Here is a 20,873-nt window from a genome sequence, read left to right on the forward strand (position 1 = left end):
CGCCCATCCTCCCCACAATCACCTGTCCGAGTCATATCAATTTCCACGCCCCTAACCCCTGCCTCCCCCGCTGCGCTACACTAACCCACCAAGACCACTCAGAAATGTCACATATCAGGAGGACCATGCTCGCCCCAGCCTTCCTCAAGCCCATCCTCGCCGCTCTCTGCCTCACCACAGCCCTCATTGCCCAGGCTCCCACCACTCCCATGCCCCCTAAACTCACGCCGGAACGCCACACCTATATCCTCCACAACTTCAAAACCGAGTCCGGCGCAGTCGTCCCCGAGCTCACCCTGGTCTACGGAACCTACGGCCACCTCAACGCCGATCGCTCCAACGCCATGCTCCTCCCCTCGCACTACATGGCCAAACTCACCGGATACGAGTGGCTCATGGGGCCCAACCGTGCCCTCGACCCCAACCAGCTCTTCCTCGTAACCTCAGAGCTCTTCGGCAACGGCAGCAGCTCCTCCCCCAGCAATACGCCCGAGCCCTTCCACGGCCCCCGCTTTCCCATCATGACCATCCGCGACAACGTCGTCGCCGTCCACCAGATGCTCACCGAAGAGCTGAAGATCAGCCACCTAAAAGCCATCATCGGCTTCTCCATGGGTGCCCAGCAGGCCTTCCAGTGGGCCGTCTCTTACCCCACCTTCGCAGACCGCATCGTAGCCACCTCCGGCACCGCCCGCACCTGGCCCCACGGCATCGTCCGTCTCGAAGGCCAGATCGCCGCCCTCACCACGGACCCAGTCTTCAACAACGGCGACTACACCCAGCCCCCGCAGAAGGGAATTGAAGCCTTCTCCGTCGTCTGGGCCGGCTGGCTCTTCTCCCAGGAGTGGTGGCGCAAAGAGCTCTGGCGCTCCAACAACCCACCCGGCACCACCTTCCCCCAGGTCCTCGAGCACTACCGCACCCACTTCATCCCCGGCGCCGACGCCAACAACCTCATCCTCCAGATGCGTACCTGGGAGCACCACGACGTAGGCACCACCCCAGGCTTCAACGGCGACACCGAAAAAGCCCTACGCTCCATCCAGGTCCCCTTCCTCTACATGCCATCAGCCACTGACATGTACTTCCCCCTCGAAGACGCACGCTACGAAGCCCAGTTCATCCCCAAAGTCTCGTTAGTCCCCATTCCCTCCCTCTGGGGCCACACCGCCGGAGCAGCCAGCAACCCCGCCGACGGCAAGTTCCTCAATGAAACCATCACCCGCTTCCTCGCCGGCCAATCTGTCACCCCACCCACCACCGCCGTCCAAGCCAACGACTAACTGAAAACTCACAACTGACAACTCAAAACTGATCAACGTAGCCCTTGTTTTTGCCGTTGCCGTTGCTGTTGCTGTTCCGTTGCTGTTGCTGTTGCCGTTGCCGTCGCCGTTGCCGTTGCCGTTGCCGTTCGGATTAGAGGGGGCCTTTAGGCCCCCGTCGACGGGCAAATGAAGTCGGGCTTTAGCCCCGGGCCTTTGCACTCCCATCCTCGCCACAAACTCCCAAGGAGCCCCCTTGCTCAAACGCCTCCTCCCCTTGATCCTCCTCACCACAACCATGGCCGCCCAATCCTTCCAACTCGAAGAAACCACCATAGCCAAAACCCAGGCCGCCCTCACATCCCACAAAACCACCTGCCGCCAACTAACCCAGGCCTACCTCACCCGCATAGCGCACTACGACCCAACCCTGAACACGGTTGTCACCCTGAACCCCCAGGCCCTCGCAGACGCAGACGCCCTCGATAAAGAGTTCGCCCAAACCCACAAGCTCCGCCCTCTCCAGGGCATCGTCGTCATGGTCAAGGACAACTACGACACCAAGGACCTCCAAACCACCGGAGGCTCCCTGGCCATGAAAGGCTTCATCCCCACTGAAGACGCCTTCATGGTAGCCAAGCTCCGTGCCGCGGGAGCCATCATCATCGCCAAATCCAACATGGCCGAGTGGGCCTTCAGCCCCTACCTCACAGAGAGTTCCATCGCCGGCATCACCCGCAACCCATACGACCCCACCCGCGTCCCAGCCGGCTCCAGCGGCGGCACCGGAGCCTCCGTCGCCGCCAACCTCGCGGAGGTCGGTTTAGGCACCGACACCGGCAACTCCATCCGCGGCCCCGCATCCCACAACGACCTCGTCGGCATCCGTCCCACCATCGGCCTCACCAGTCGCGCCGGCATCATCCCCTTATCATTCACCAACGACGTAGGCGGCCCCCTCGCCCGCACCGTAGCCGACGCAGCCGCCGTCCTCGCCGCCGTCCAGGGCTACGACCCCGCCGACCCCATCACCAAACTCTCCGAAGGCAAAGCCCCCAAAGACTACACAGCATCGCTAGACCCCAAAGGCCTGAAGGGAGCCCGCATAGGAGTAGTCCGCAAGTACATCGAAACCCCCACCACCGATCCCGAGATCAAAGCCCTCACAGAAAAAGCCATCGCAGACCTCAAGTCCCAGGGCGCAGAGATCATCGACAACTTCACCCTCCCAGACCTCGACCGAGGCCCGCAAAAACCCACCTGCGGAGGCTTCGAGTACGACCTCAACCAATACCTCGCTGCCCACCCCAACGCTCCCTGCAAAACCCTCGCAGAGATCATCGACTCCGGCCTCTACCTCGGCTCCATCGCCGACCGCCTCAAGCACGCCGCCCTCCCCGCCGCCGAAGCCACCACCGCCCATTGCCCGGACACCTATCACGACCCCCGCAAGATCGCCTTCCGCGACGCCATCACGCAGTCCATGGACGCCCAGCACCTCGACGCCCTCATCTACCCCACCTGGAGCAACCCCCCTCGCAAGGTAGGCGACCTCAAATCCCCCGCCGGCGACAACAGCCAGATCATCTCCCCCATGACCGGCTTCCCCGCCATCACCGTTCCCATGGGCTTCACCGTCAACCAAACCTTACCCGCAGGCCTGACCTTCGTAGGCCGCTCCTTCTCTGAGCCCGAACTCATCAAGCTCGCCTATGCCTACGAACAAGCCACCCACCACCGCCAACCCCCACCCCAATTCCCCAAACTTCATTAGTTGTTGCGGTTCGGATTAGAGGTGGGCTTCAGCCCACCGTAAACCGCCATCCGTTCCAATCCCTCTTATCCGCGTTACGCCGTCGCTTTCATATCCATTTCCACAACCCCCCGCATACAATCGACCCAAAGCAACACTTGGAGGCACTGCATGGCCGCTACACCGCGCTTCGCATCCCAACCCCGGGTCACTCTTCCCGGAAGTCAGAAACACCCCCTCACAACCGATACCGAAGTCCCGCCGCCAGCGCCAGTCAAAGCCGCCGCCACCAAGCTTTCCGCCACCCCCTTCACTGTCACCGTCATCGTCAAGCGCAAGAATCCTCTCAACCTCAAGCAGGTCCTCAAGCCAGCCGGCCGCCTCACCCATGCCGCCTTCGCCAAGGCCCACGGTCCCTCCCCGGACGGCGTCAAGCTCGTCAAAGCCTTCGCCAAGGAGTTCGGCCTCACCGTCGCCCCCGCCCCCGGCCAGGGTCGCCGAGCCCTCTACCTTACCGGCACCGCCGCCGCCATGCAGACGGCCTTCGGCGTAACCTTCGCCACCAAAATCATGGAAGGCACCAAGTACCGCGTCCGTGAAGGCGATATCTGCCTCCCCAAGGAGCTCATCGGCCACGTAGACGCAGTCCTCGGCCTCGACAATCGCCCTCAAGCGAAGCCCCATTTTCGTCACCACAAGCCAGCCGCCACCAGCGTCTCCTACACCCCCGTCCAGGTCGGCCAGCTCTACGGCTTCCCCTCGGGCGCAAAAGCCACGGGCCAAACCATCGGCCTCATTGAGCTCGGCGGAGGCTTCCGCGCAGCCGACATCACCGCCTACTTCAAAACTCTCGGCCAGACCGCGCCCAAAGTCACCGCCGTCCTCGTAGACAAGGCCAAAAACACCCCCACCACCTCCAGCAGCGCGGACGGTGAGGTCATGCTTGATATCGAGGTCGCCGCCGCCGTAGCGCCCGGCGCAAACATCGCCGTCTACTTTGCGCCCAACACAGACCAGGGTTTCATCGACGCCATCTCCCAGGCCGTCCATGACACCGTCAACAAGCCCAGCGTCATCAGCATCTCCTGGGGCGGCCCGGAGTCCACCTGGACAGCCCAGTCGCTCGCCGCGCTGGACGCAGCCTGCCAGTCCGCCGCGGCCCTCGGCATCACCATCACCGTAGCCGCCGGAGACGACGGCTCAACCGACGGCGTCAAGGGCACCGTCAACCACGTCGACTTCCCCGCCTCCAGCCCTCACGTCCTCGGCTGCGGCGGAACCAAGCTCCTCGGCTCCGGCACTACCATCACCTCAGAGGTCGTCTGGAACGAGCTCACCGCCAACGAGGGCGCAACCGGCGGCGGTGTCTCCAACGTCTTCCCGCTCCCTACGTGGCAGGCCAAATCCAACGTCCCCAAACCCACCGTAGCCGCCGGCGGTCGTGGCGTGCCGGACGTCTCCGGCAACGCAGACCCCAGCACCGGTTATACGGTCCGCGTCGATGGCTCAACCTTCCCCATCGGCGGCACCAGCGCGGTCGCACCCCTTTGGGCCGGCCTCATCGCCTTGTGCAACGCTCAGAACAAGACCACCGCCGGCTTCATAAACCCCGCCCTCTACGCCGCGGCGGCCGCAAAAAGCTTCCGCGACATCACCTCTGGCAACAACGGAGGCTTCAAAGCCGGCCCCGGCTGGGACGCCTGCACCGGCCTCGGCAGCCCCATCGGCACCGCCATCGCCAAAACCCTCGCACCTGCAACAAAGTCCACCAGCAAAACCGCCGTCAAGAACGCCCCTGAAATTCGGTTCAGACCGCATAAAAAGGCCCCAACCAAAACCGCAGCCAAGACCCCGGCACTGCGAAGACTGAAATAGTCTGCACGGCCTTAACCAAATGGGAGAGCATCAAGCTCTCCCATTTTTATCGCAACAAACATAGGACTACCTCATGCCCCTCACCCGCCGCCACTTCCTCGGCCAGGCAGCCTCCGCCGCCCTCCTCGCCTCCGCCCGAGCCCAAACCGGTGCGCCCGCAGGCCAGCCCGGCGCATACGCAAAGCCCAAACCCATGATCCCCGGCCCTTACCAGCCCACTTGGGAATCCCTTCGCGACCTCTACCGGGTCCCCACCTGGCTTAACGAAGCCAAGTTCGGCATCTTCATCCACTGGGGTCTCTACTCCATCCCCGCCCACATCAACGAGTGGTACATCAAGCACATGTACACCACGGACTCTGCCTGGCACACCCAGCACTACGGCCCGCCAGACAAGTTCGGCTACAAGGACTTCATCCCCCTCTTCAAAGTCCCCAACTATCGCCCCAACGAATGGGCCTCCCTCTTCAAAAACTCCGGTGCCCGCTACGTCATCCCCGTAGCCGAGCACCACGACGGCTTCGCCATGTGGGACAGCGATCTCACCCCCTGGTCCGCTGGCAAGATGGGCCCCAAGCGAGACCTCATCGGTGAGCTTGCGAAGGCGGTGCGCGATCAAAATCTCATCTTCGGCCTCTCCAACCACCGCATGGAGCATCACGACTTCGCCTACCCCGCTCCCGGCGTCCCCAACGATCAGTTCGACCCCCGCTACGCAGGCTTCTATGGTCCACCCATCCAGGGCGACATGAACCAGGGCAACGCCTCCCAGGCCTTCCAGGAAGACTGGCTCGCACGAGTCCAGGAGCAGATCGATAAGTACCACCCCCAGATGATCTACTTCGACAACGGCGTCAACCCGCGCGACTACGACGACGTCAAGCTCCGCGCTGCCGCCTACTACTACAACCGCGCCCACGAGTGGGGCCAGCAAGCCACCCTCGCCACCAAGGACGTCGCCTACCTCTTCGGCAGCGTGCAGGACTTTGAAAAGCAGCAGCGCGCCCCCCGCTGGATCTATCCCGCCGCCGGCTGGCAGGTCGATGACTCCATCGGCAGCACCTGGGGCTACACCGATGGCATGTCCATCCGCCCCGCCGAATCCATCATCCGCGAGTTAGTCGAGATCGCCAGCCAGGGCGGCAACCTCCTCCTCAACATCTCTCCCATGGGCGATGGCAGCATCCCGGAAGCCCAGCAACAAGCCCTCCTGGGGGTAGGGAACTGGCTCCAGACCCACGGCGAAGCCATATACGGCTCCCGCCCCTGGGTCCACATGGGCGAAGGCCCCACCATCCCTACCGAAGTCCCCGGCGACTGGAAGGGAGGCTCCACCGCCGTCCCCGGCCCCCCGCTCAAACGCCCCACCCCCATCCCCGTCACGGAAGCCGACCTCCGCTTCACCATCAACAAGGGCTGCCTCTACGCCTTCGGCTACAAGTGGCCCACCACCAACAAGGCCATTCTCACCCTCCTGGCCACCGGCAAAGCCAAAGTAGAACGAGTCACCCTGTTAGGCTCAGCCACCCCCATCCCCTTCCACCAAACCCCCGAAGCCCTCAACGTAACCCTGCCTAACCAAACCACCCCAGGCATGTACGCCCTGAAAATAGAAGGAACCTTCCTCCTTGGCCTCGCCTGACTGAATCACCCCAAACCTCCCGCCATCCTGAGCGCAGCGAAGGACCCCCGCATTTGTCGTTGCCGCTGCATTTGCTGTTGCCGCTGCATTTGCCGTTGCCGCTTTTGCCGTTGCCGCTTTTGCCGTTGCCGCTGCTTTTGGCCGTTGCGGTTGCCTTTCGGATTAGAGGGGGGCTTCAGCCCCCCGACAGGGCAAGAGGAAGAAGTGGGCTTTAGCCCCGGGTATTCCCTTCCGCCTACAAACCATCCAAAAACAGCAACTTACAACTATTTTCACAAAAAACACCCGCAAACTCACGTGTCAAGCCCCCAAGCCTGCAAAAAACATCGTAACCATAACAATCAAAACCACTTACCCGCCAAAAGTAAATGGCGTATTCACCCTGCTCAAACGCGTACAATTAAAGCAGAAGAAAAGAGGATAAGAAACAAAGCCCAAGGCCTTGTCTCTTATCCTCTTTTTTTGTCCTTACCCTGGTCCCGCCCTGTCCTCAACCCGATAACCGAAGTCCAGACCTAACCCTTTTCCTTTGAAGACTTTGAGCCAAAACAGGGGGGGGGTACTACTTCACCGCCATCCCCATAGCCGAGAAATCCTTCCCCACCGGATCATTCGGCAGAGCCTTTAACCCCTTCACCACAGCCTCCGCATTGATCTGCGCCCCCGCCAGGGTCGTATGCGTATGCGGATCGCCGAACAGTGGTTCTACCGCAGCCTCACCCATCGCGTCATACCGGTCCGCAATGATCGAGTTGAGGTCGATGAACCCCACATGCTTCGCCTCAGCCACATGCTTGGCCCAGCCGCCATAGCTGTCGCCGCCGCTCCGCACAATCTTGCCGTCCTTCCACGTCTTCCGCGGAATCAGCGAGCAGACGATCGGCGTCGCACCCTTGGCCAGAGTCTCAGTCACATACTCGGCCATGTACCACCCGTACGTATGCACCGTCTCATGCCGCTTCAGGATCGGATTCTCGATCTCCTTGCTCTCGTCGCCGACGCCGTTGATCGTCCCCCGCGCCCGGGCCGTATCGTCCAGCGGCCCGCTGTCGTTATGCCCGAACTGAAACAGCACCACATCTCCAGGCTTCATCATGGCCAGCACATCCGCCCAGTGCCCCTCCGTGATGTAAGTCCGGCTGGACCGCCCGCCAATGGCCCGGTTTACCACATTGATCTTCGTCAGGTCGAAGTACGCCACCAGCGGCTCACCCCAGCCCATCTGGTTGTTCGCCCCGTCGCCCTTACCGTTCCGCACCGTGGAATCCCCCACCAGGAACAGCGTAGGCAGCCCCGGGTTCTTCGGCACCGGCAGATTCAGCCTCGCGTTCAGCGTAGGGTCCGTCGTAAACGGAGCCACCGGGTCCCCCGGCTTCTCGCCCGGAGCCTGCGCCAAACCTGCCGTAACGAAAACAGAAAGGAAGAGGAGAGCGAGAATGCCGGAACGTAGGCGCATGTTATTTGTGAGTACGCTGCAAAGGCTTGTGAAGACTCATCCGCTTGAGCTCACTCCCCGCCAGCAGGTAAGCGCCGACGCCATAGTTATAGCTCGCCGTGGGCAGGTAGAACGCAGGCTCCGCGCCTGTCTGCTGGATGCACCCCAGCCGCCCGTCCGCATACACATGCTGCAAAATACCCTTCCACGCCCGCTCGATCACCGGTCGATAAACCTTCGCATCCAGCACGCCTTCATTCACGCCCCAGGCCATGCTGTAAACAAACAAAGCCGACCCCGAGATCTCCGGCAGAGGATAGTGTTCCGGGTCCAGCATCCCGGCATGCCAAAGCCCATCCTTGCCTTGCAACCCAGCCACCCGGGTAGCCATCTCCCGCAGTTGCTGCAAATAAAACGCTCGCCGCGGATCGTCCTTGGGCAGAAACTCCATCGTCCGCACCAACCCGCCCATCACCCAGCCCTCACCCCTGGACCAGAAGATCTTCTTCCCGTTCTCCTCGCGCTTCGGAATGTAGCTCGCATCCCGCGCATACAGATGCTCGTCTTTGTCGTACAGCAGCGCGGAGGTCCGCTGCCACTGCGCGTCCAGATAGGTGATGTACTTCGCATCGCCCGTGGCCGCATACATCCTGGCCCACGCCGGCGGCGCCATGAACAGCGCATCGCACCACCACCACGGAATCCTGGGATCGCCCGGCTTCAGCGTATCGAGCCCAATCACGGACGCCAGGTCCCCCTGCATCGGCGTAATCATCCCGGCATCATTCTTGCCGCCCGCAAGATAAAGCTCCAGGTACGTCTGTCCCACGCTCTGGTCGTCCGCGTTCGGAATCCTGTTTCGCAACTCCCACTTGTACTTCGTGCTCATCGCCGTCATCGCATCCCGATACTTCGCATCGCCGGTCGCATCGGAAGCAGCCATGAACCCGCTGTACAAGACACTCCACGTCCAGATGCGGTCGAAGTAAGGCTCTGCCTCCTTCAACTGCCAGTCCGCCACCTTCTTGATCGCCGCATCCACAGCCTTAGGCGTAATCGCCGGAGAAAGATCCCTGGCCAAAGGCCCAGCCACCGCCTCGGCCGGCGCACTGCCAAAGTGCCGGGACCCGTCCTTATCGATCCCCGCCTGCATCGCCGCGCTCGGCTGCGGATAAGCTGCCTGCTGCGCAATCAACTGCGACGAAAGCGCGCTGAAGCCAAGAAAAACGAACGAACGAACATACCGGTTCTGCATCATGCGAGAGAGTGCCTTTCCGTGTGCTACAGAAGAAGAAATCTATGGTTTTCTTCCTAGAGGTGTCAATAGGAAAATATTTTCAGACTGCATCCCCATTCACCCTACGCAGCCGTATACGATGGCTTCCGGGCACACAAGTTCCTTGCCGCATCACTCGGCCACAAGAGGTTTCATCATGTCACGTCGTCATCCGCACACCGTCCTGGCCACATCGCTCCTCTTCGCCTCCGCACCTCTGCTCGCCCAGTCCAGCTACTCCTTCACCTGCGCGCCAACCAAGCCGGGCACCCCGGCCCTCACCGCCGCCACCCGCTACGCCACCCCCGCCTCATCCGCAGGCTTCGACCTCGTAGCCGCCCCCGTCACCTTCGCGAAAAACTCCTGCTCCAGCGACAAGCCCTTCTTCTTCTCCGCAGCCGAGCCAGACGGCAGCTACCAGGTCACCCTCACCCTAGGCTCGCCCACCGCCTCCGTCGTCACCGTCCGCGCCGAGTCCCGCCGCCTCTTCGTAGACCGCATGGTCATCCCCGCAGGAGCCTCCCGCCAGGTCGTCTTCAACGTCCACGTCCGCACCGCCCCCATCCACTCCGACAAAGTATCTCCTGACCTGCCAGTCCCCACTGTCAAGCTCAAACCCCGAGAGATCGGCGCACTCGACTGGGACGACAAGCTCACCCTCGAGTTCAACGGCACCAACCCCAGCGTCCGTTCCATCGCCATCAAGCCCATCACCAACGTCCCCACCGTCTATCTCGCCGGCGACTCCACCGTCGTAGACCAGGACAAGGAGCCCTGGGCCGCCTGGGGCCAGATGCTCCCCGTCTTCTTCGGCCCCGGCCTCACCATCGCCAATGAAGCCGAGTCCGGCGAAACCATCCGCAGCTTCGTCGGCGAGCGCCGCCTCGACAAGGTCCTCTCCACCATCCGCCCCGGCGACTACCTCATGATCCAGTTCGCCCACAACGACCAGAAGCAGGGCACCGGCTACGTCCCCGCCGAGACCGACTACAAGACCTACCTCCGCCGCTACATCTCGGACGCCCGCGCCCACGGAGCCTTCCCCATCCTCGTCACCTCCATGAACCGCCGCACCTTTGACGCGGCAGGCAAGATCACTCCCAGCCTCGGCGACTACCCCCAGGCCATGCGCGACATCGCCGCAGAACAGAAGGTCCCTCTCATCGACCTCAACGCCATGAGCAAAACCCTCTGGGAGACTATGGGCGAGACCGGCACCCTCAAGGCCTTCGTCCACTACCCCGCCAACACCTTCCCCGGCCAGTCAGAGGAGCTCAAGGACGACACCCACTTCAACTCCTACGGCGCCTATGAACTGGCCCGTGCGGTCGTCCAGAGCATTCGCGACCAGCACCTCGCGTTAGCCCCATACCTGATCAAGAACAACCCCACCTTCGACCCCACCCACCCCGACCCGGTCGCCACCTTCACCATGCCCCAAAGCCCCATGGTCGACACCGCCAAACCCTACGGACGTTAGCCCTGGGGTTTGAGGTACTGATCCACCGGAGCATGAGCAGCCTTCAACGCCTGAACAACATAGCCCGCATTCATTTCGGCACCCTCCGCACTCGTATGCGTATGGTCCTTCGGAAACAGCAGCGCAGTAGCCTCCGGCCCCGTGGCCTGCAGTCCATCGGCCTCCAGCGTCCCCATATCGACCAGCAGCACATGCTGCTGCGCCGCCAGGTCCTTCAACTGCGCGTCGTACCCCATGTCCCGCTCGATCTGCCCATCCTTCCAGATATTGCGGATGGTCAACGTCATCAGCATCGGGGTCACCTTCTTCTCCCGAGCCTCCCTGATGTACTTCCGCAGATACCAGCCATAGGTATGGACAATCTCGTGATGCCCATCCGGCAGCGTCACCTCCTTGTACTCATCGCCTAGCCCCTTCAGCGTCCCACGCGGCTTCGCGCCGTCCAGATCGCCGCCGTCGTTATGCCCCATCTGCAGGATGAGGAAGTCCCCCGGCTTCATCTCCGCCAGCACCTTATCCCAAGCCCCCTCGTTGATGAACGTCCGGCTGCTCCGCCCCGCCCGCGCCCGGTTCGCCACATTGATCTTCGTCGTGTCGAAATAGTGCGCCAGGTGATCGCCCCAACCCAGATCAGCCTGGTTCCGAGCAGTAGAGTCCCCCACAATGAACAGCGTAGGCAGCGCCGGATTCAGCGGCGCTTGTTGCTCTGCCGTCAACGACCCCTGAACCGGAGCATCCGGAGTTCCCGGAACCTGCCCCCAGACCACCCCACTCACCAACATCAACCCAGCAAGAACAAGCCCACGCATCGTCATCTCCCAACGCCCAGCGTCTCAGCAGCTTTCATATAGTTCCCATACCCAACGATCACGGTAGACCCAATCAGCAACGCCAGCCCGCAAGCCACCAGCATCTTCGTCCGCATGCTCGTCCCCTTCCACTCCTTCAGGAAGATCCCCCAGAGCGTCGCGAAGATGATGATGCTTGCCATGTGCAGAGTCCAGCTTGAGAAGTCGTACTTACCCATCTTCGTCTGACCCATCGAGTAGAAGAAGAACTGGAAGTACCAGATCACGCCCGCCAGGCCCGCGAAGAGGTAGTTGAACAGCAGCGTCGCACCAGACAACCGCTCCGAGTACTGCGGGTCTTCAGGATCGAAGTCAGCCAGCGTGTCGCCAGTCGTCTTAGCCGCCCGCATCGGGTTCAGCCCCGGCGTCCCCGTAAACTGCCCAATCGACCGGTTCTTCAAAATCAGAATCGAAGACCAAACAAAGTTCGTAATAAACCCGCCCCAAAGTACGACCACCAGGATCGGCAGGTTCTGCCAAAGATCCAACCGTCCACCAGCCAGCAGCCGCTCCTTGGTCAGATCGCCGATCGGCTTACCCGCATCCAGCCCAAACGCAAAGAACGAGCTCATCAGCCCCGCAAGCACTGCAATCGCCAGCCCCTTGCCGAAGTTGAAGTCCGTCTCGCCCGCCTCTTCCTTCTCCTCCGGCGTGAACTCCTTGTCTTTGGAGATGCCCGCCGCTCCGTTCACCGCCACGCCGATCACGCAAACCGCCACCCCCAGCAAAATCACCTGCCCGGAGCTCTGGTGCAGAATCTCCCCGAACTGCCCATGGATGATCGGAGGCACCACGGTCCCAAACGCCGCACACAATCCCAGCGCAATCGCATACCCCAACGCGATCCCCAGATAGCGGATCGCCAGCCCGAACGTCAGCCCACCCACACCCCACAGAATCCCAAACAGCAGCGCATAAATGACGTTCCGTGGATGCGCCGCATACGACTCCCGCAGAATCCGGAACAGGTTCGGCACAAAGTAACATCCAAGCACCAGCGGCGCAATAATCCATGCCGCCACACCCTGGATCAGCCAGTAGATCTCCCACGACCAGCGCTTGATTCCGCGAAAAGGGATAAAGTTGGTGGCGGACGCAAACCCGCCGATCCAGTGGTAGATAACGCCGATAAACGGATTGCTTCCCAACGCATGCCTCGTGAACGGAATGTACGCCCAATTGTCGTAAGCCTAAATCGCACTCATCGTATCTGATCGAAAGTGCGAAAGGGAAATATACTGCCTATTGAATCGGCCGCCGGCTCTTCGCTCCCCGGCAGCCCGCTCCCCGGAGGTCCCTCGTAGTGCGAGTCTCGCTCTTCATCACCTGTTACAACGACACTCTCTTCCCGGACACAGGTAAAGCCGTCGTCCGCGTCCTCGAGCGTCTCGGCCACACCGTAGACTTCCCCGCCGGCCAGACCTGCTGCGGCCAGATGCACTACAACACCGGCTACCAGGCAGACGCCATGCCGCTCCTCGAGCGCTTCGTCGAGCAGTTTCGCAACTCCGAAGCCGTCGTCGTCCCATCCTCCTCCTGCGTCGCCATGATGCGCGACCATTACCCCATCATGGCCGCCCAAATCGCCAGCCAGGGCAAGCACCCCCAACTCGTCCGTGAGGTCGAAGCCCTCCTACCCCGCGTCTTCGAGTTCTCAGAGTTCCTCACCCAGCGCCTCGGCCTGGAAGACGTAGGAGCCTACTTCCCCCACCGCGTCACCTATCACGCAAGCTGCCACGGCCTCCGCAACCTGCACCTCGGCGATGGCCCCCAGAAGCTCCTCCGCGCTGTCCGCGGCATAGACCTCGTAGAGATCAGCGGCCTCGAGCAATGCTGCGGCTTCGGCGGAACCTTCGCCGTCAAAAACGCCGAGGTCTCGAGCGCCATGCTCGCAGAGAAGACCACCGCCATCCTCAACACCAAAGCAGAGGTCTGCACCGCCTGCGATAACAGTTGCCTCATGCACATCCAGGGTGCGCTCCATCGCCAGCGCACCGGCGTCCGCACCCTCAGCCTTGCTGAGATCCTCGCCAGCGACGAAGGAGCCCAGGCATGAGCGGCACCGCCCTCGACCCACGCACCGCCCCCATCTTTCCCATGGCCGCCCACAAGCTCCTTGGCGATTCCCAACTCCGCAAGAACGTCCGCCACGCCACGGACGTTATCCAGAACAAGCGTCGCATCGTGGTCGGCGAGATGCCGGACTGGGAGGCCCTCCGAGAGTCCGGCAAGCAGCTTCGCGCCCACACCATGCAGCACCTCGGCCACTACCTCCAGCAGTTTGAGCGCAACTGCATCGCCGCGGGAGGCCAGGTCCACTGGGCCCGAGACGCCGCCGAAGCCCGCCAGATCGTCGTCGATCTCGCCCAGTCCGCCAAAGCCAAAGAGGTCATCAAGATCAAGTCGATGACCACCGAGGAGATCTTCCTCAACCCGGCTCTCAAGGCCGCCGGCATCCAGCCTTTCGAGACGGATCTAGCCGAACTCATCATCCAACTCGGCGGCGACCAGCCCTCCCATATCGTCGTCCCAGCCCTGCACAAGAACCGCGCCCAGATCCGTGAGATCTTCATGCGCGAGATGAACCTCCCTAACCTCGGCCACACCCCGCAGGACCTCGCCGACGCGGCCCGCCTTTACCTCCGCCAGAAGTTCCTCACCATCCACACCGCCGTCAGCGGTGCCAACTTCCTCATCGCGGAGACCGGCGGAGTCTGCGTCGTGGAAAGTGAAGGCAACGGCCGCATGTGCCTCACGCTGCCCAAGACCCTCATCACAATAGCCGGCATAGACAAGGTCATCCCCCGCTTCCAGGACCTTGAAGTCCTCCTCCAGCTTCTCCCCCGCTCCGCCACCGGCGAGCGCATGAACCCTTACAACTCCGTCTGGACCGGCGTCACGCCCGGCGATGGCCCAAAGAACTTCCACGTCATCCTCCTCGACAACGCCCGCACCGAGATCCTCGCCGACCACGAAGGCCGCCAGACCCTCAATTGCATCCGTTGCGGCGCCTGCCAGAACGCCTGCCCCGTCTACCGCCAGACCGGCGGCCATGCCTACGGTTCGGTCTACGCTGGCCCCATCGGCGCCATCCTCACCCCGCAGCTTCAACACATGGAGCACGCCCAGTCCCTGCCGTATGCGTCCTCCCTCTGCGGCGCCTGTTATGAGGTCTGTCCCGTCAAGATCAACATCCCGGAGGTCCTCATCCACCTCCGCAACAAGGTCGTCAAACAGAACGGCGCACTCACCCCGGAAGCTCTCGCCATGCGCACCATGGGCATGATCTTCCGCAGTGAAAGCCGCTTCCGTGCCGCGCAGCGTTTCGGCCGCATCGCAGAGACTCCCCTCGTCCGCAAGGACGGCCAGGGCCAGGGCTGGATCGGCTGGCTCCCCGGTCTGTTAGGCGGTTGGACCCAGGTCCGCGATCTCCAATCCATGCCCAAACAGACCTTCCGCGAGTGGTTCGAAAACCGCCCCCAATCGACCGGCAAACCAGCCCCCAAAAAGGGAGGCACTGATGTCCTCTAATTTGAAAAATCCAGCCCGAGAAGCCATCCTCTCCCGCATCAACATGGCCCTCCTGCCAACACCAGAGAGTCAGCCGGAAGACCACATCGCCACCTCCTGGTCCGCCATCCCACGCACCTTCCGCCATGACACCCAGGCCTCCCCGCAAGACGTCCTGCACCTCCTGATAGACCGTCTCCACGACTACGACGCGCAAGTCCTCACCTGCACGCCTTCCGGCATCACAGAGTCCATCGCAAAGATGCTCACCGCCCGAGGCGTCCGCAAGCTTCTCCTGCCCGCAGGCTTCCCCGAAGACATCCTGCCGCAAGGCTTCGAGTACATCCCCGACGGAAGAGAGGGTGAATCCCTCACCGCAGCCCAGCTGGACGCCACGGACGGCGTCATCACCCTGAGCACTCTTGCCATCGCCGAAACCGGTACCCTCGTCCTCCAGAACGTCCCAGGGCAGGGAAGGCGAGCCGCATCGCTCGTCCCGGACTACCACCTCTGCCTCGTCAACGCAGCAGACGTCAAAGCCACCGTCCCTGAAGCCGTCGCAGCCCTCCAGCCCACCGCCGCGCTCCCCACCACCTTCATCTCTGGCCCATCCGCCACTGCGGACATTGAGATGACCCGCATCAAGGGAGTCCACGGCCCGCGCTTCCTGGACGTCATCCTCATCTCGTCCGAGTAACCGCCATCCACCCAGATCCTTCTTGACAACAGCCCCCGGCACAGCGCAGTCTAACTGAGTTTCAATAGAGATGTTTTTTCAGTATTGTTGTGCTTGGGGGAGATTTCATCATGCCGGATTTGAACGGTGCAGTAACGGAGCAGGATCAACAGCGCGTGTGGGCAGCGCTCGACAAATTTCGCATCGAGATCCCGTCCTGGGGCTTCGCCAACACCGGCACCCGCTTCGGCAAATTTTCACAGCCCGCAGCCGCCAGCACCATCGAAGAAAAGTTCGCGGATGCAGCCCAGGTCAACGCCCTTACCGGCGTCTCCTCCACCATGGCCCTGCACGTCCTCTGGGACCTTCCCAGCGGCAAATCCGACATCCCCAAGATCCAGCAGCTTGAGCGCACCTACGGCATCCGTTCGGGCTCCATCAACCCGAACCTCTTCCAAGACCAGGAGTACAAGTACGGCTCCATCTGCAATCCCAGCGCGGAGATTCGCGGCAACGCCCTCTCGCACCTGCTCGATTCCGTAGAGATCGGCCGCGCCCTCAACTCCCGTGACGTCTCCATGTGGGTCTCCGACGGCTCCAACTACCCCGGCACCCAGAGCATCCGCCGCCGCATCGAGTACATGGAAGAGGTCCTCGCCGCCACCCACGCCGCCCTCGGTCCGGACCAGCGCATGCTCGTCGAATACAAGCCATTCGAGCCCGCCTTCTATCACACCGATATCGCTGACTGGGGCATGGCCCTCGAGCTCGCACGCCGCGCCGGCCCCAAGGCCAAGGTCCTCGTAGACACCGGCCACCACCTCCAGGGCACCAACATCGAGCAGATCGTCGCCTGGCTCCTCCACCTCAACGCCCTCGGTGGCTTTCACTTCAACGATCGCAAGTTCGCCGATGACGACCTCACCCTCGGCTCCATCGACCCCTACCAGGTCTTCCGCATCTTCCACGAGATCCTGTCCGATACGACCACGAACTTCAACGACATCGCCTTCATGATCGATCAAAGCCACAACCTCAAGGGCAAGGTCGAAGCCATGGTTCAAACCGTAGCCACCGCCCAGGAGCTCTACGCCAAAGCCGCCCTCGTGGACCACGCCAAGCTAGCCGAACTCCAGAAGTCCTGCAGCCTCGTCGAAGCCGAGGAGACCTTCCGAGAAGCCTTCTGGACCGACGTTCGCCCCATCGTCCGCGCCTGGCGCCAGTCCCACAACCTTCCCGCCAACCCTCTCACCGCTCTCGCAGAAAGCGGCTACGTGGAAAAGATCTCGCAGGAGCGCAGCGCAAAGAACGCCGCCAGCGTCTCCAGCTACGCCTGATCGCAGGGCCGTCTAGGATCTGCACGTAGCTCAACTGTTTTGAAAGGGCGGGACTTGAGTCCCGCCGCTCTGTTTGTGGCGATGAACCGGCTTGAGCCGCTGAGGGAATCGCGCCACCGCATCTTCCTGTGAAGCCAACCATCCCATCTGCCGTTCCCAGTGGTAATGTGGTGTGTATTGAAACGCCGCAGGAGTACGTTCCATTGAGAAAAACCACCAAGCGCCTCTACCTCATCCCCGTCCTCTCCAAAGCGCTGGATATCCTTGAGCTCCTCCAGACGGAAAACCAGCAGATGACGCTGGAAGCAATCCACCGCGAGACGAAGATCTCCAAAACCACCGTCTACCGAATCCTCAAGACCTTCGTCCATCGCGGCTACCTCTCGCAGTCGCAAGACGGCCTCTACCGCCAGGTCTCCCGCCCCAAGAAGATGCGCTTCGGCTTCGGCGGTCAGAGCGCGGAGATGCCCTTCTCAAACGAGGTCACCGAATCCCTCAAGCTCGCGGCAGCCTCCGTCGGCGTAGACCTCATGATTCTCGACAACTCCTACGACGGCCCCACCGCCATCCGCAACGTAGAGCAGTTCGTCGAAGCCCGCGTAGACCTCATCATCGAGTTCCAGGTCGAGCAAAACGTCGCCCCCATCATCGCCGACAAGATCGCCGCCGCCAACATCCCCCTCATCGCCATCGACATCCCCCACCCCCACGCCACCTTCTTCGGCGTAGACAACTACCGGGTAGGCGTAGAGGCCGGCGAAGTCCTCGCCGCCCACGCCGTCCGCCACTGGTCCGGCAAGGTCGATTGGATCCTCGGCCTCGACCTCCCCGAAGCCGGCCAGCTCGTCCAAAGCCGCATTACCGGAGCCTTTGAAGGCGTCCGAGCCACCATCGCGGACCTCCCGGACGAGTGCTTCGTCCGCATGGACGGCCGCGGCATCCGAGAGCGCAGCCGCAAGCTCGTCTCGGACTTCCTCCAGCGCCACCCCAAAGACAAACACATCCTCCTCGCGGCAGCCACGGACACCAGCGCCCTCGGCGCGCTTGACGCCGTCCGCGAGCAGAAGCGCGAGCGCAACGTCGTCATCGTCGGTCAGGACTGCATCGCGGAGGCCATCGCAGAGATGCGCGTCCCCAACTCCCCCATGATCGCCTCCATCTCCCATGAGACCGGCAGTTACGGCCAGAATCTCATCCACCTCGGCCTCGCCCTCCTCCGCGGCCAAACCGTAGCCCCATACAACTACGTCAACCACCGCCTCGTCACCCGCGAAACCCTTCCTCCTCTTTAACGCCCGTCATTCTGAGCGAAGCGAAGAACCCCCGTATTGGCTTTTGCCGTTGCATTTGCTCTTGCTCTTGCTTTGAAAGGGCGGGACTTCAGTCCCGCCGCTTGGCCCCCACCCACAAAACCGGCTTTAGCCGCCGAGGGAATAGCCGCAGCCATCCATCCCCGACGCATTCACCAAATCCCAATCCGAAAAAGTTGCCGTATTGACATTCAGTATGGAATGATTGGTGGGCGCAAAAATTCGCAGACCCCACCGTAGAACCACCAGGAGATCAGGCACACCATGGCACAGAATCAACTCAAGTTTCTAGAGGACCGTTGGGACGATAAGCTCGCGGAAACGCTCGACGCACCCGAACTCCTCCGTTACCGCTCCAACCTCCTCGGCTCGGATCTCCGCATCACCAACTTCGGCGGCGGAAACACCAGCTCCAAGCTCGATCAGAAAGACCCTTTGGACGGCCAGACCAAGCAGATTCTCTGGGTCAAGGGCTCCGGCGGAGATCTCGGCAGCATCAAGCGCGCCGGCTTTGCCACCCTCTATTTCGATAAGGTTCTCGCCCTCGAGAACGCTTACCGCGGCGTCGAGCTGGAAGATGAGATGGTCGGCATGTACCCCCTCTGCACCTTCGGCAACAACCCCGTAGCCGCCTCTATCGATACCTCCCTCCACGCCTTCCTGCCCTTCCCGCACGTCGATCACCTTCACCCCGACTGGGGCATCGCCCTCGCCGCATCGGCCAACGGCAAGATCAAGATGGAGGAGTTCAACAAGGAGTTCGGCCACAAGCTCGCATGGCTCCCCTGGCAGCGTCCCGGCTTTGAGCTCGGCATGATGCTCCGCAAGATCGTCCAGGAGACCCCCGGCTGCGATGGCGTCGTCCTCGGCGGCCACGGCCTCTTCACCTGGGGTAACACCCAGCGCGAGTCCTACCTCAACACCGTCACCATCATCGACCAGATCGGCCAGTTCATCGAGCGCCACGCCGCCCAGCCCGGCTACCAGCTCTTCAGCGGAGCCAAAGTTCAAGCACGCACCGACCGCTCAGAAATAGCCCAGTCCATCTTCCCCTACCTCCGCGGCATCGTCTCCCGCAGGCAGCGCTGGATCGGCAGCTTTACGGACGCAGCCTCGGTCCTCAACTTCGTCAACTCCGCTGAAGCCGAAGCCCTCGCGCACCTCGGCACCAGCTGCCCGGACCACTTCATCCGCACCAAGATCCGCCCCATGTTCATCAAGTGGAACCCCGCCGGCGACCCCTCGGAGTTGAAGGAACTCATCGCCACCGCCCTCGAAACCTACCGCGCAGAGTACGCCGACTACTACAAGGCTCACGCCCTGCTGGACTCGCCCGCACTCCGCGACGCCAGCCCCACCGTCGTTCTGATCCCCGGCGTAGGCATGTTCAGCTTCGGCAAGAACAAGACCGAAGCCCGCATCACCGGCGAGTTCTACATCAACGCCGTAGGCGTCATGCAGGGTGCCGGAGCACTCGGTGAAGGCAAGCAGTGCCTGGACGTTCCGCAGGCCGGCCCCGCAGCCAGTGCAGACAAGTTCAAGGTCCACCAGAACTACGTCGCCCTGCCCGCCAGCGAAGCCTTCCGCATCGAGTACTGGGCCCTTGAAGAAGCCAAGATCCGCCGCCAGCCACCCGAGAAAGAACTCAGCCGCCGCATCGCATTGATCGTCGGAGGAGGCAGCGGCATCGGCCGTGAGGTCGCTCTGCTCGCAGCCGAGCGTGGAGCCCACGTCGTCGTCGCGGACCGTGACACCAAGGGCGCCGAGTCCGTAGCCGCAGAGGTCAAAGCCCTCATCGGCAAGGAAGCCGTCACCCACGTCGCCATCGACATCACCGACCGCAAGGCCATCCGCTCGGCCCTGGACGCCACGATCGCGCAGTTTGGTGGAATAGACATCCTCATCAACACCGCCGCCATCTTCCCCTCATCGCCCGACGGCATCATCAACGACAACCTCTGGGCTGTCACCCTTGAGGTCAACGTCACCGCGAACTTCAAGCTGACCGACGAAGCCGCAATCATCTTCAAGGAGCAGGGAATCGACGGCTCCATCGTCCTCACCTCCTCCGCCAACGCCGTCGTCGCCAAGCGTGGCTCCGAAGCCTACGACGTCTCGAAGGCCGCTCTCAGCCACCTCGTCCGCGAGCTGGCCGTCTCCATGAGCCCTCTCGTTCGCGTCAACGGCATCTCGCCCGCCACGGTCGTCAAGGGAAGCACCATGTTCCCCCGCGACCGCGTCATCGCCTCCTTGAGCAAGTACAACCTGCCCTTCCAGGAGACGATGACAGACGACGAACTCCGCAACGTCCTAGCCGGCTTCTACGCCAAGCGCACCCTCACTCACACCCCCATTGACCCCCGCGACTGCGCCCAGGCCATCATGTTTTTGGCCGGCCCCGCAGCCCGCTGCACCACCGGCCACCTTATCCCGGTAGACGGCGGTTTGGTTGAGGCTTACCTCCGCTAA

The 20,873-nt window shown here is 62.3% G+C and carries 15 protein-coding genes; 11 read left to right on the forward strand and 4 right to left on the reverse strand.

Annotated features, from left to right (window positions below; all coding sequences use genetic code 11):
- The first annotated feature begins 125 nt into the window (after positions 1-125).
- The 4 genes from ACIX9_RS03055 to ACIX9_RS03070 all read left to right on the forward strand — a co-directional run bounded on the left by ACIX9_RS03055 (position 126) and on the right by ACIX9_RS03070 (position 6,532).
- Positions 126-1,283 carry an alpha/beta fold hydrolase gene (locus ACIX9_RS03055; RefSeq protein WP_013579009.1) on the forward strand — a complete coding sequence of 386 codons (1,158 nt, stop codon included), beginning with the start codon at positions 126-128 and terminating at the stop codon, positions 1,281-1,283.
- 235 nt (positions 1,284-1,518) lie between these two features.
- Complete coding sequence (locus ACIX9_RS03060; RefSeq protein ID WP_013579010.1) at positions 1,519-3,036, forward strand: amidase family protein; 1,518 nt, start codon at positions 1,519-1,521, stop codon at positions 3,034-3,036.
- Between the two features lie 150 nt (positions 3,037-3,186).
- Complete coding sequence (locus ACIX9_RS03065; protein ID WP_013579011.1) at positions 3,187-4,890, forward strand: S53 family peptidase; 1,704 nt, start codon at positions 3,187-3,189, stop codon at positions 4,888-4,890.
- A gap of 73 nt (positions 4,891-4,963) precedes the next feature.
- Positions 4,964-6,532, forward strand: a complete 1,569-nt coding sequence (locus tag ACIX9_RS03070; RefSeq protein WP_013579012.1) for an alpha-L-fucosidase — start codon at positions 4,964-4,966, stop codon at positions 6,530-6,532.
- Positions 6,533-7,094: 562 nt separating this feature from the next.
- On the opposite strand, the gene ACIX9_RS03075 is transcribed toward ACIX9_RS03070, so the two are convergent.
- Both ACIX9_RS03075 and ACIX9_RS03080 read right to left on the reverse strand, forming a co-directional pair.
- Entirely contained in the window at positions 7,095-7,988 is an 894-nt protein-coding gene (locus ACIX9_RS03075; protein WP_013579013.1) for a rhamnogalacturonan acetylesterase, read from the reverse strand.
- A gap of 1 nt (position 7,989) precedes the next feature.
- On the reverse strand, positions 7,990-9,225 hold the full coding sequence (locus tag ACIX9_RS03080) for a glycoside hydrolase family 88/105 protein (RefSeq protein WP_013579014.1): 1,236 nt from the start codon (positions 9,223-9,225) through the stop codon (positions 7,990-7,992).
- Between the two features lie 175 nt (positions 9,226-9,400).
- On the opposite strand from ACIX9_RS03080, the gene ACIX9_RS03085 reads away from it, so the two are divergent.
- A complete protein-coding gene (locus ACIX9_RS03085) occupies positions 9,401-10,723 on the forward strand; it encodes a rhamnogalacturonan acetylesterase (RefSeq protein WP_013579015.1) in 1,323 nt (440 codons plus the stop codon).
- Here the strand turns inward: ACIX9_RS03085 and ACIX9_RS03090 are convergent.
- Together ACIX9_RS03090 and ACIX9_RS03095 are read right to left on the reverse strand one after the other, a co-directional pair.
- The gene (locus tag ACIX9_RS03090) at positions 10,720-11,532 is read right to left on the reverse strand and encodes a rhamnogalacturonan acetylesterase (RefSeq protein ID WP_013579016.1); all 813 of its coding nucleotides are present in this window, start codon (positions 11,530-11,532) and stop codon (positions 10,720-10,722) included. The two genes, ACIX9_RS03085 and ACIX9_RS03090, sit on opposite strands and share 4 nt — an antisense overlap.
- Before the next feature lie 2 nt (positions 11,533-11,534).
- Positions 11,535-12,719, reverse strand: a complete 1,185-nt coding sequence (locus tag ACIX9_RS03095) for an L-rhamnose/proton symporter RhaT (protein ID WP_013579017.1) — start codon at positions 12,717-12,719, stop codon at positions 11,535-11,537.
- Between the two features lie 155 nt (positions 12,720-12,874).
- Between ACIX9_RS03095 and ACIX9_RS03100 the strand changes: the two genes are divergently transcribed.
- The 6 genes from ACIX9_RS03100 to ACIX9_RS03125 all read left to right on the forward strand — a co-directional run bounded on the left by ACIX9_RS03100 (position 12,875) and on the right by ACIX9_RS03125 (position 20,873).
- A complete protein-coding gene (locus tag ACIX9_RS03100) occupies positions 12,875-13,627 on the forward strand; it encodes a (Fe-S)-binding protein (protein ID WP_013579018.1) in 753 nt (250 codons plus the stop codon).
- A complete protein-coding gene (locus ACIX9_RS03105; protein WP_013579019.1) occupies positions 13,624-15,102 on the forward strand; it encodes a LutB/LldF family L-lactate oxidation iron-sulfur protein in 1,479 nt (492 codons plus the stop codon). The genes ACIX9_RS03100 and ACIX9_RS03105 overlap by 4 nt, the downstream gene beginning before the upstream one ends.
- Positions 15,092-15,778: a LutC/YkgG family protein gene (locus tag ACIX9_RS03110; protein WP_013579020.1), complete on the forward strand. Its 687-nt coding sequence runs from the start codon at positions 15,092-15,094 to the stop codon at positions 15,776-15,778. The genes ACIX9_RS03105 and ACIX9_RS03110 overlap by 11 nt, the downstream gene beginning before the upstream one ends.
- Before the next feature lie 110 nt (positions 15,779-15,888).
- A complete protein-coding gene (locus ACIX9_RS03115) occupies positions 15,889-17,094 on the forward strand; it encodes a TIM barrel protein (RefSeq protein WP_013579021.1) in 1,206 nt (401 codons plus the stop codon).
- A gap of 203 nt (positions 17,095-17,297) precedes the next feature.
- On the forward strand, positions 17,298-18,386 hold the full coding sequence (locus tag ACIX9_RS03120; protein WP_013579022.1) for a substrate-binding domain-containing protein: 1,089 nt from the start codon (positions 17,298-17,300) through the stop codon (positions 18,384-18,386).
- 282 nt (positions 18,387-18,668) lie between these two features.
- Complete coding sequence (locus ACIX9_RS03125; RefSeq protein WP_013579023.1) at positions 18,669-20,873, forward strand: bifunctional rhamnulose-1-phosphate aldolase/short-chain dehydrogenase; 2,205 nt, start codon at positions 18,669-18,671, stop codon at positions 20,871-20,873.

Source organism: Granulicella tundricola MP5ACTX9 (assembly GCF_000178975.2).
GTDB classification, from domain to species: domain Bacteria; phylum Acidobacteriota; class Terriglobia; order Terriglobales; family Acidobacteriaceae; genus Edaphobacter; species Edaphobacter tundricola.

Coding starts and splice junctions, on each gene's coding strand:
- ACIX9_RS03055 (WP_013579009.1), top strand. CDS start 126: ATGCTCGCCCCAGCCTTCCTCAAGCCCATCCTCGCCGCTCTCTGCCTC.
- ACIX9_RS03065 (WP_013579011.1), top strand. CDS start 3,187: ATGGCCGCTACACCGCGCTTCGCATCCCAACCCCGGGTCACTCTTCCC.
- ACIX9_RS03070 (WP_013579012.1), top strand. CDS start 4,964: ATGCCCCTCACCCGCCGCCACTTCCTCGGCCAGGCAGCCTCCGCCGCC.
- ACIX9_RS03075 (WP_013579013.1), bottom strand. CDS start 7,988: ATGCGCCTACGTTCCGGCATTCTCGCTCTCCTCTTCCTTTCTGTTTTC.
- ACIX9_RS03080 (WP_013579014.1), bottom strand. CDS start 9,225: ATGATGCAGAACCGGTATGTTCGTTCGTTCGTTTTTCTTGGCTTCAGC.
- ACIX9_RS03085 (WP_013579015.1), top strand. CDS start 9,401: ATGTCACGTCGTCATCCGCACACCGTCCTGGCCACATCGCTCCTCTTC.
- ACIX9_RS03090 (WP_013579016.1), bottom strand. CDS start 11,532: ATGCGTGGGCTTGTTCTTGCTGGGTTGATGTTGGTGAGTGGGGTGGTC.
- ACIX9_RS03105 (WP_013579019.1), top strand. CDS start 13,624: ATGAGCGGCACCGCCCTCGACCCACGCACCGCCCCCATCTTTCCCATG.
- ACIX9_RS03110 (WP_013579020.1), top strand. CDS start 15,092: ATGTCCTCTAATTTGAAAAATCCAGCCCGAGAAGCCATCCTCTCCCGC.
- ACIX9_RS03115 (WP_013579021.1), top strand. CDS start 15,889: ATGCCGGATTTGAACGGTGCAGTAACGGAGCAGGATCAACAGCGCGTG.
- ACIX9_RS03125 (WP_013579023.1), top strand. CDS start 18,669: ATGGCACAGAATCAACTCAAGTTTCTAGAGGACCGTTGGGACGATAAG.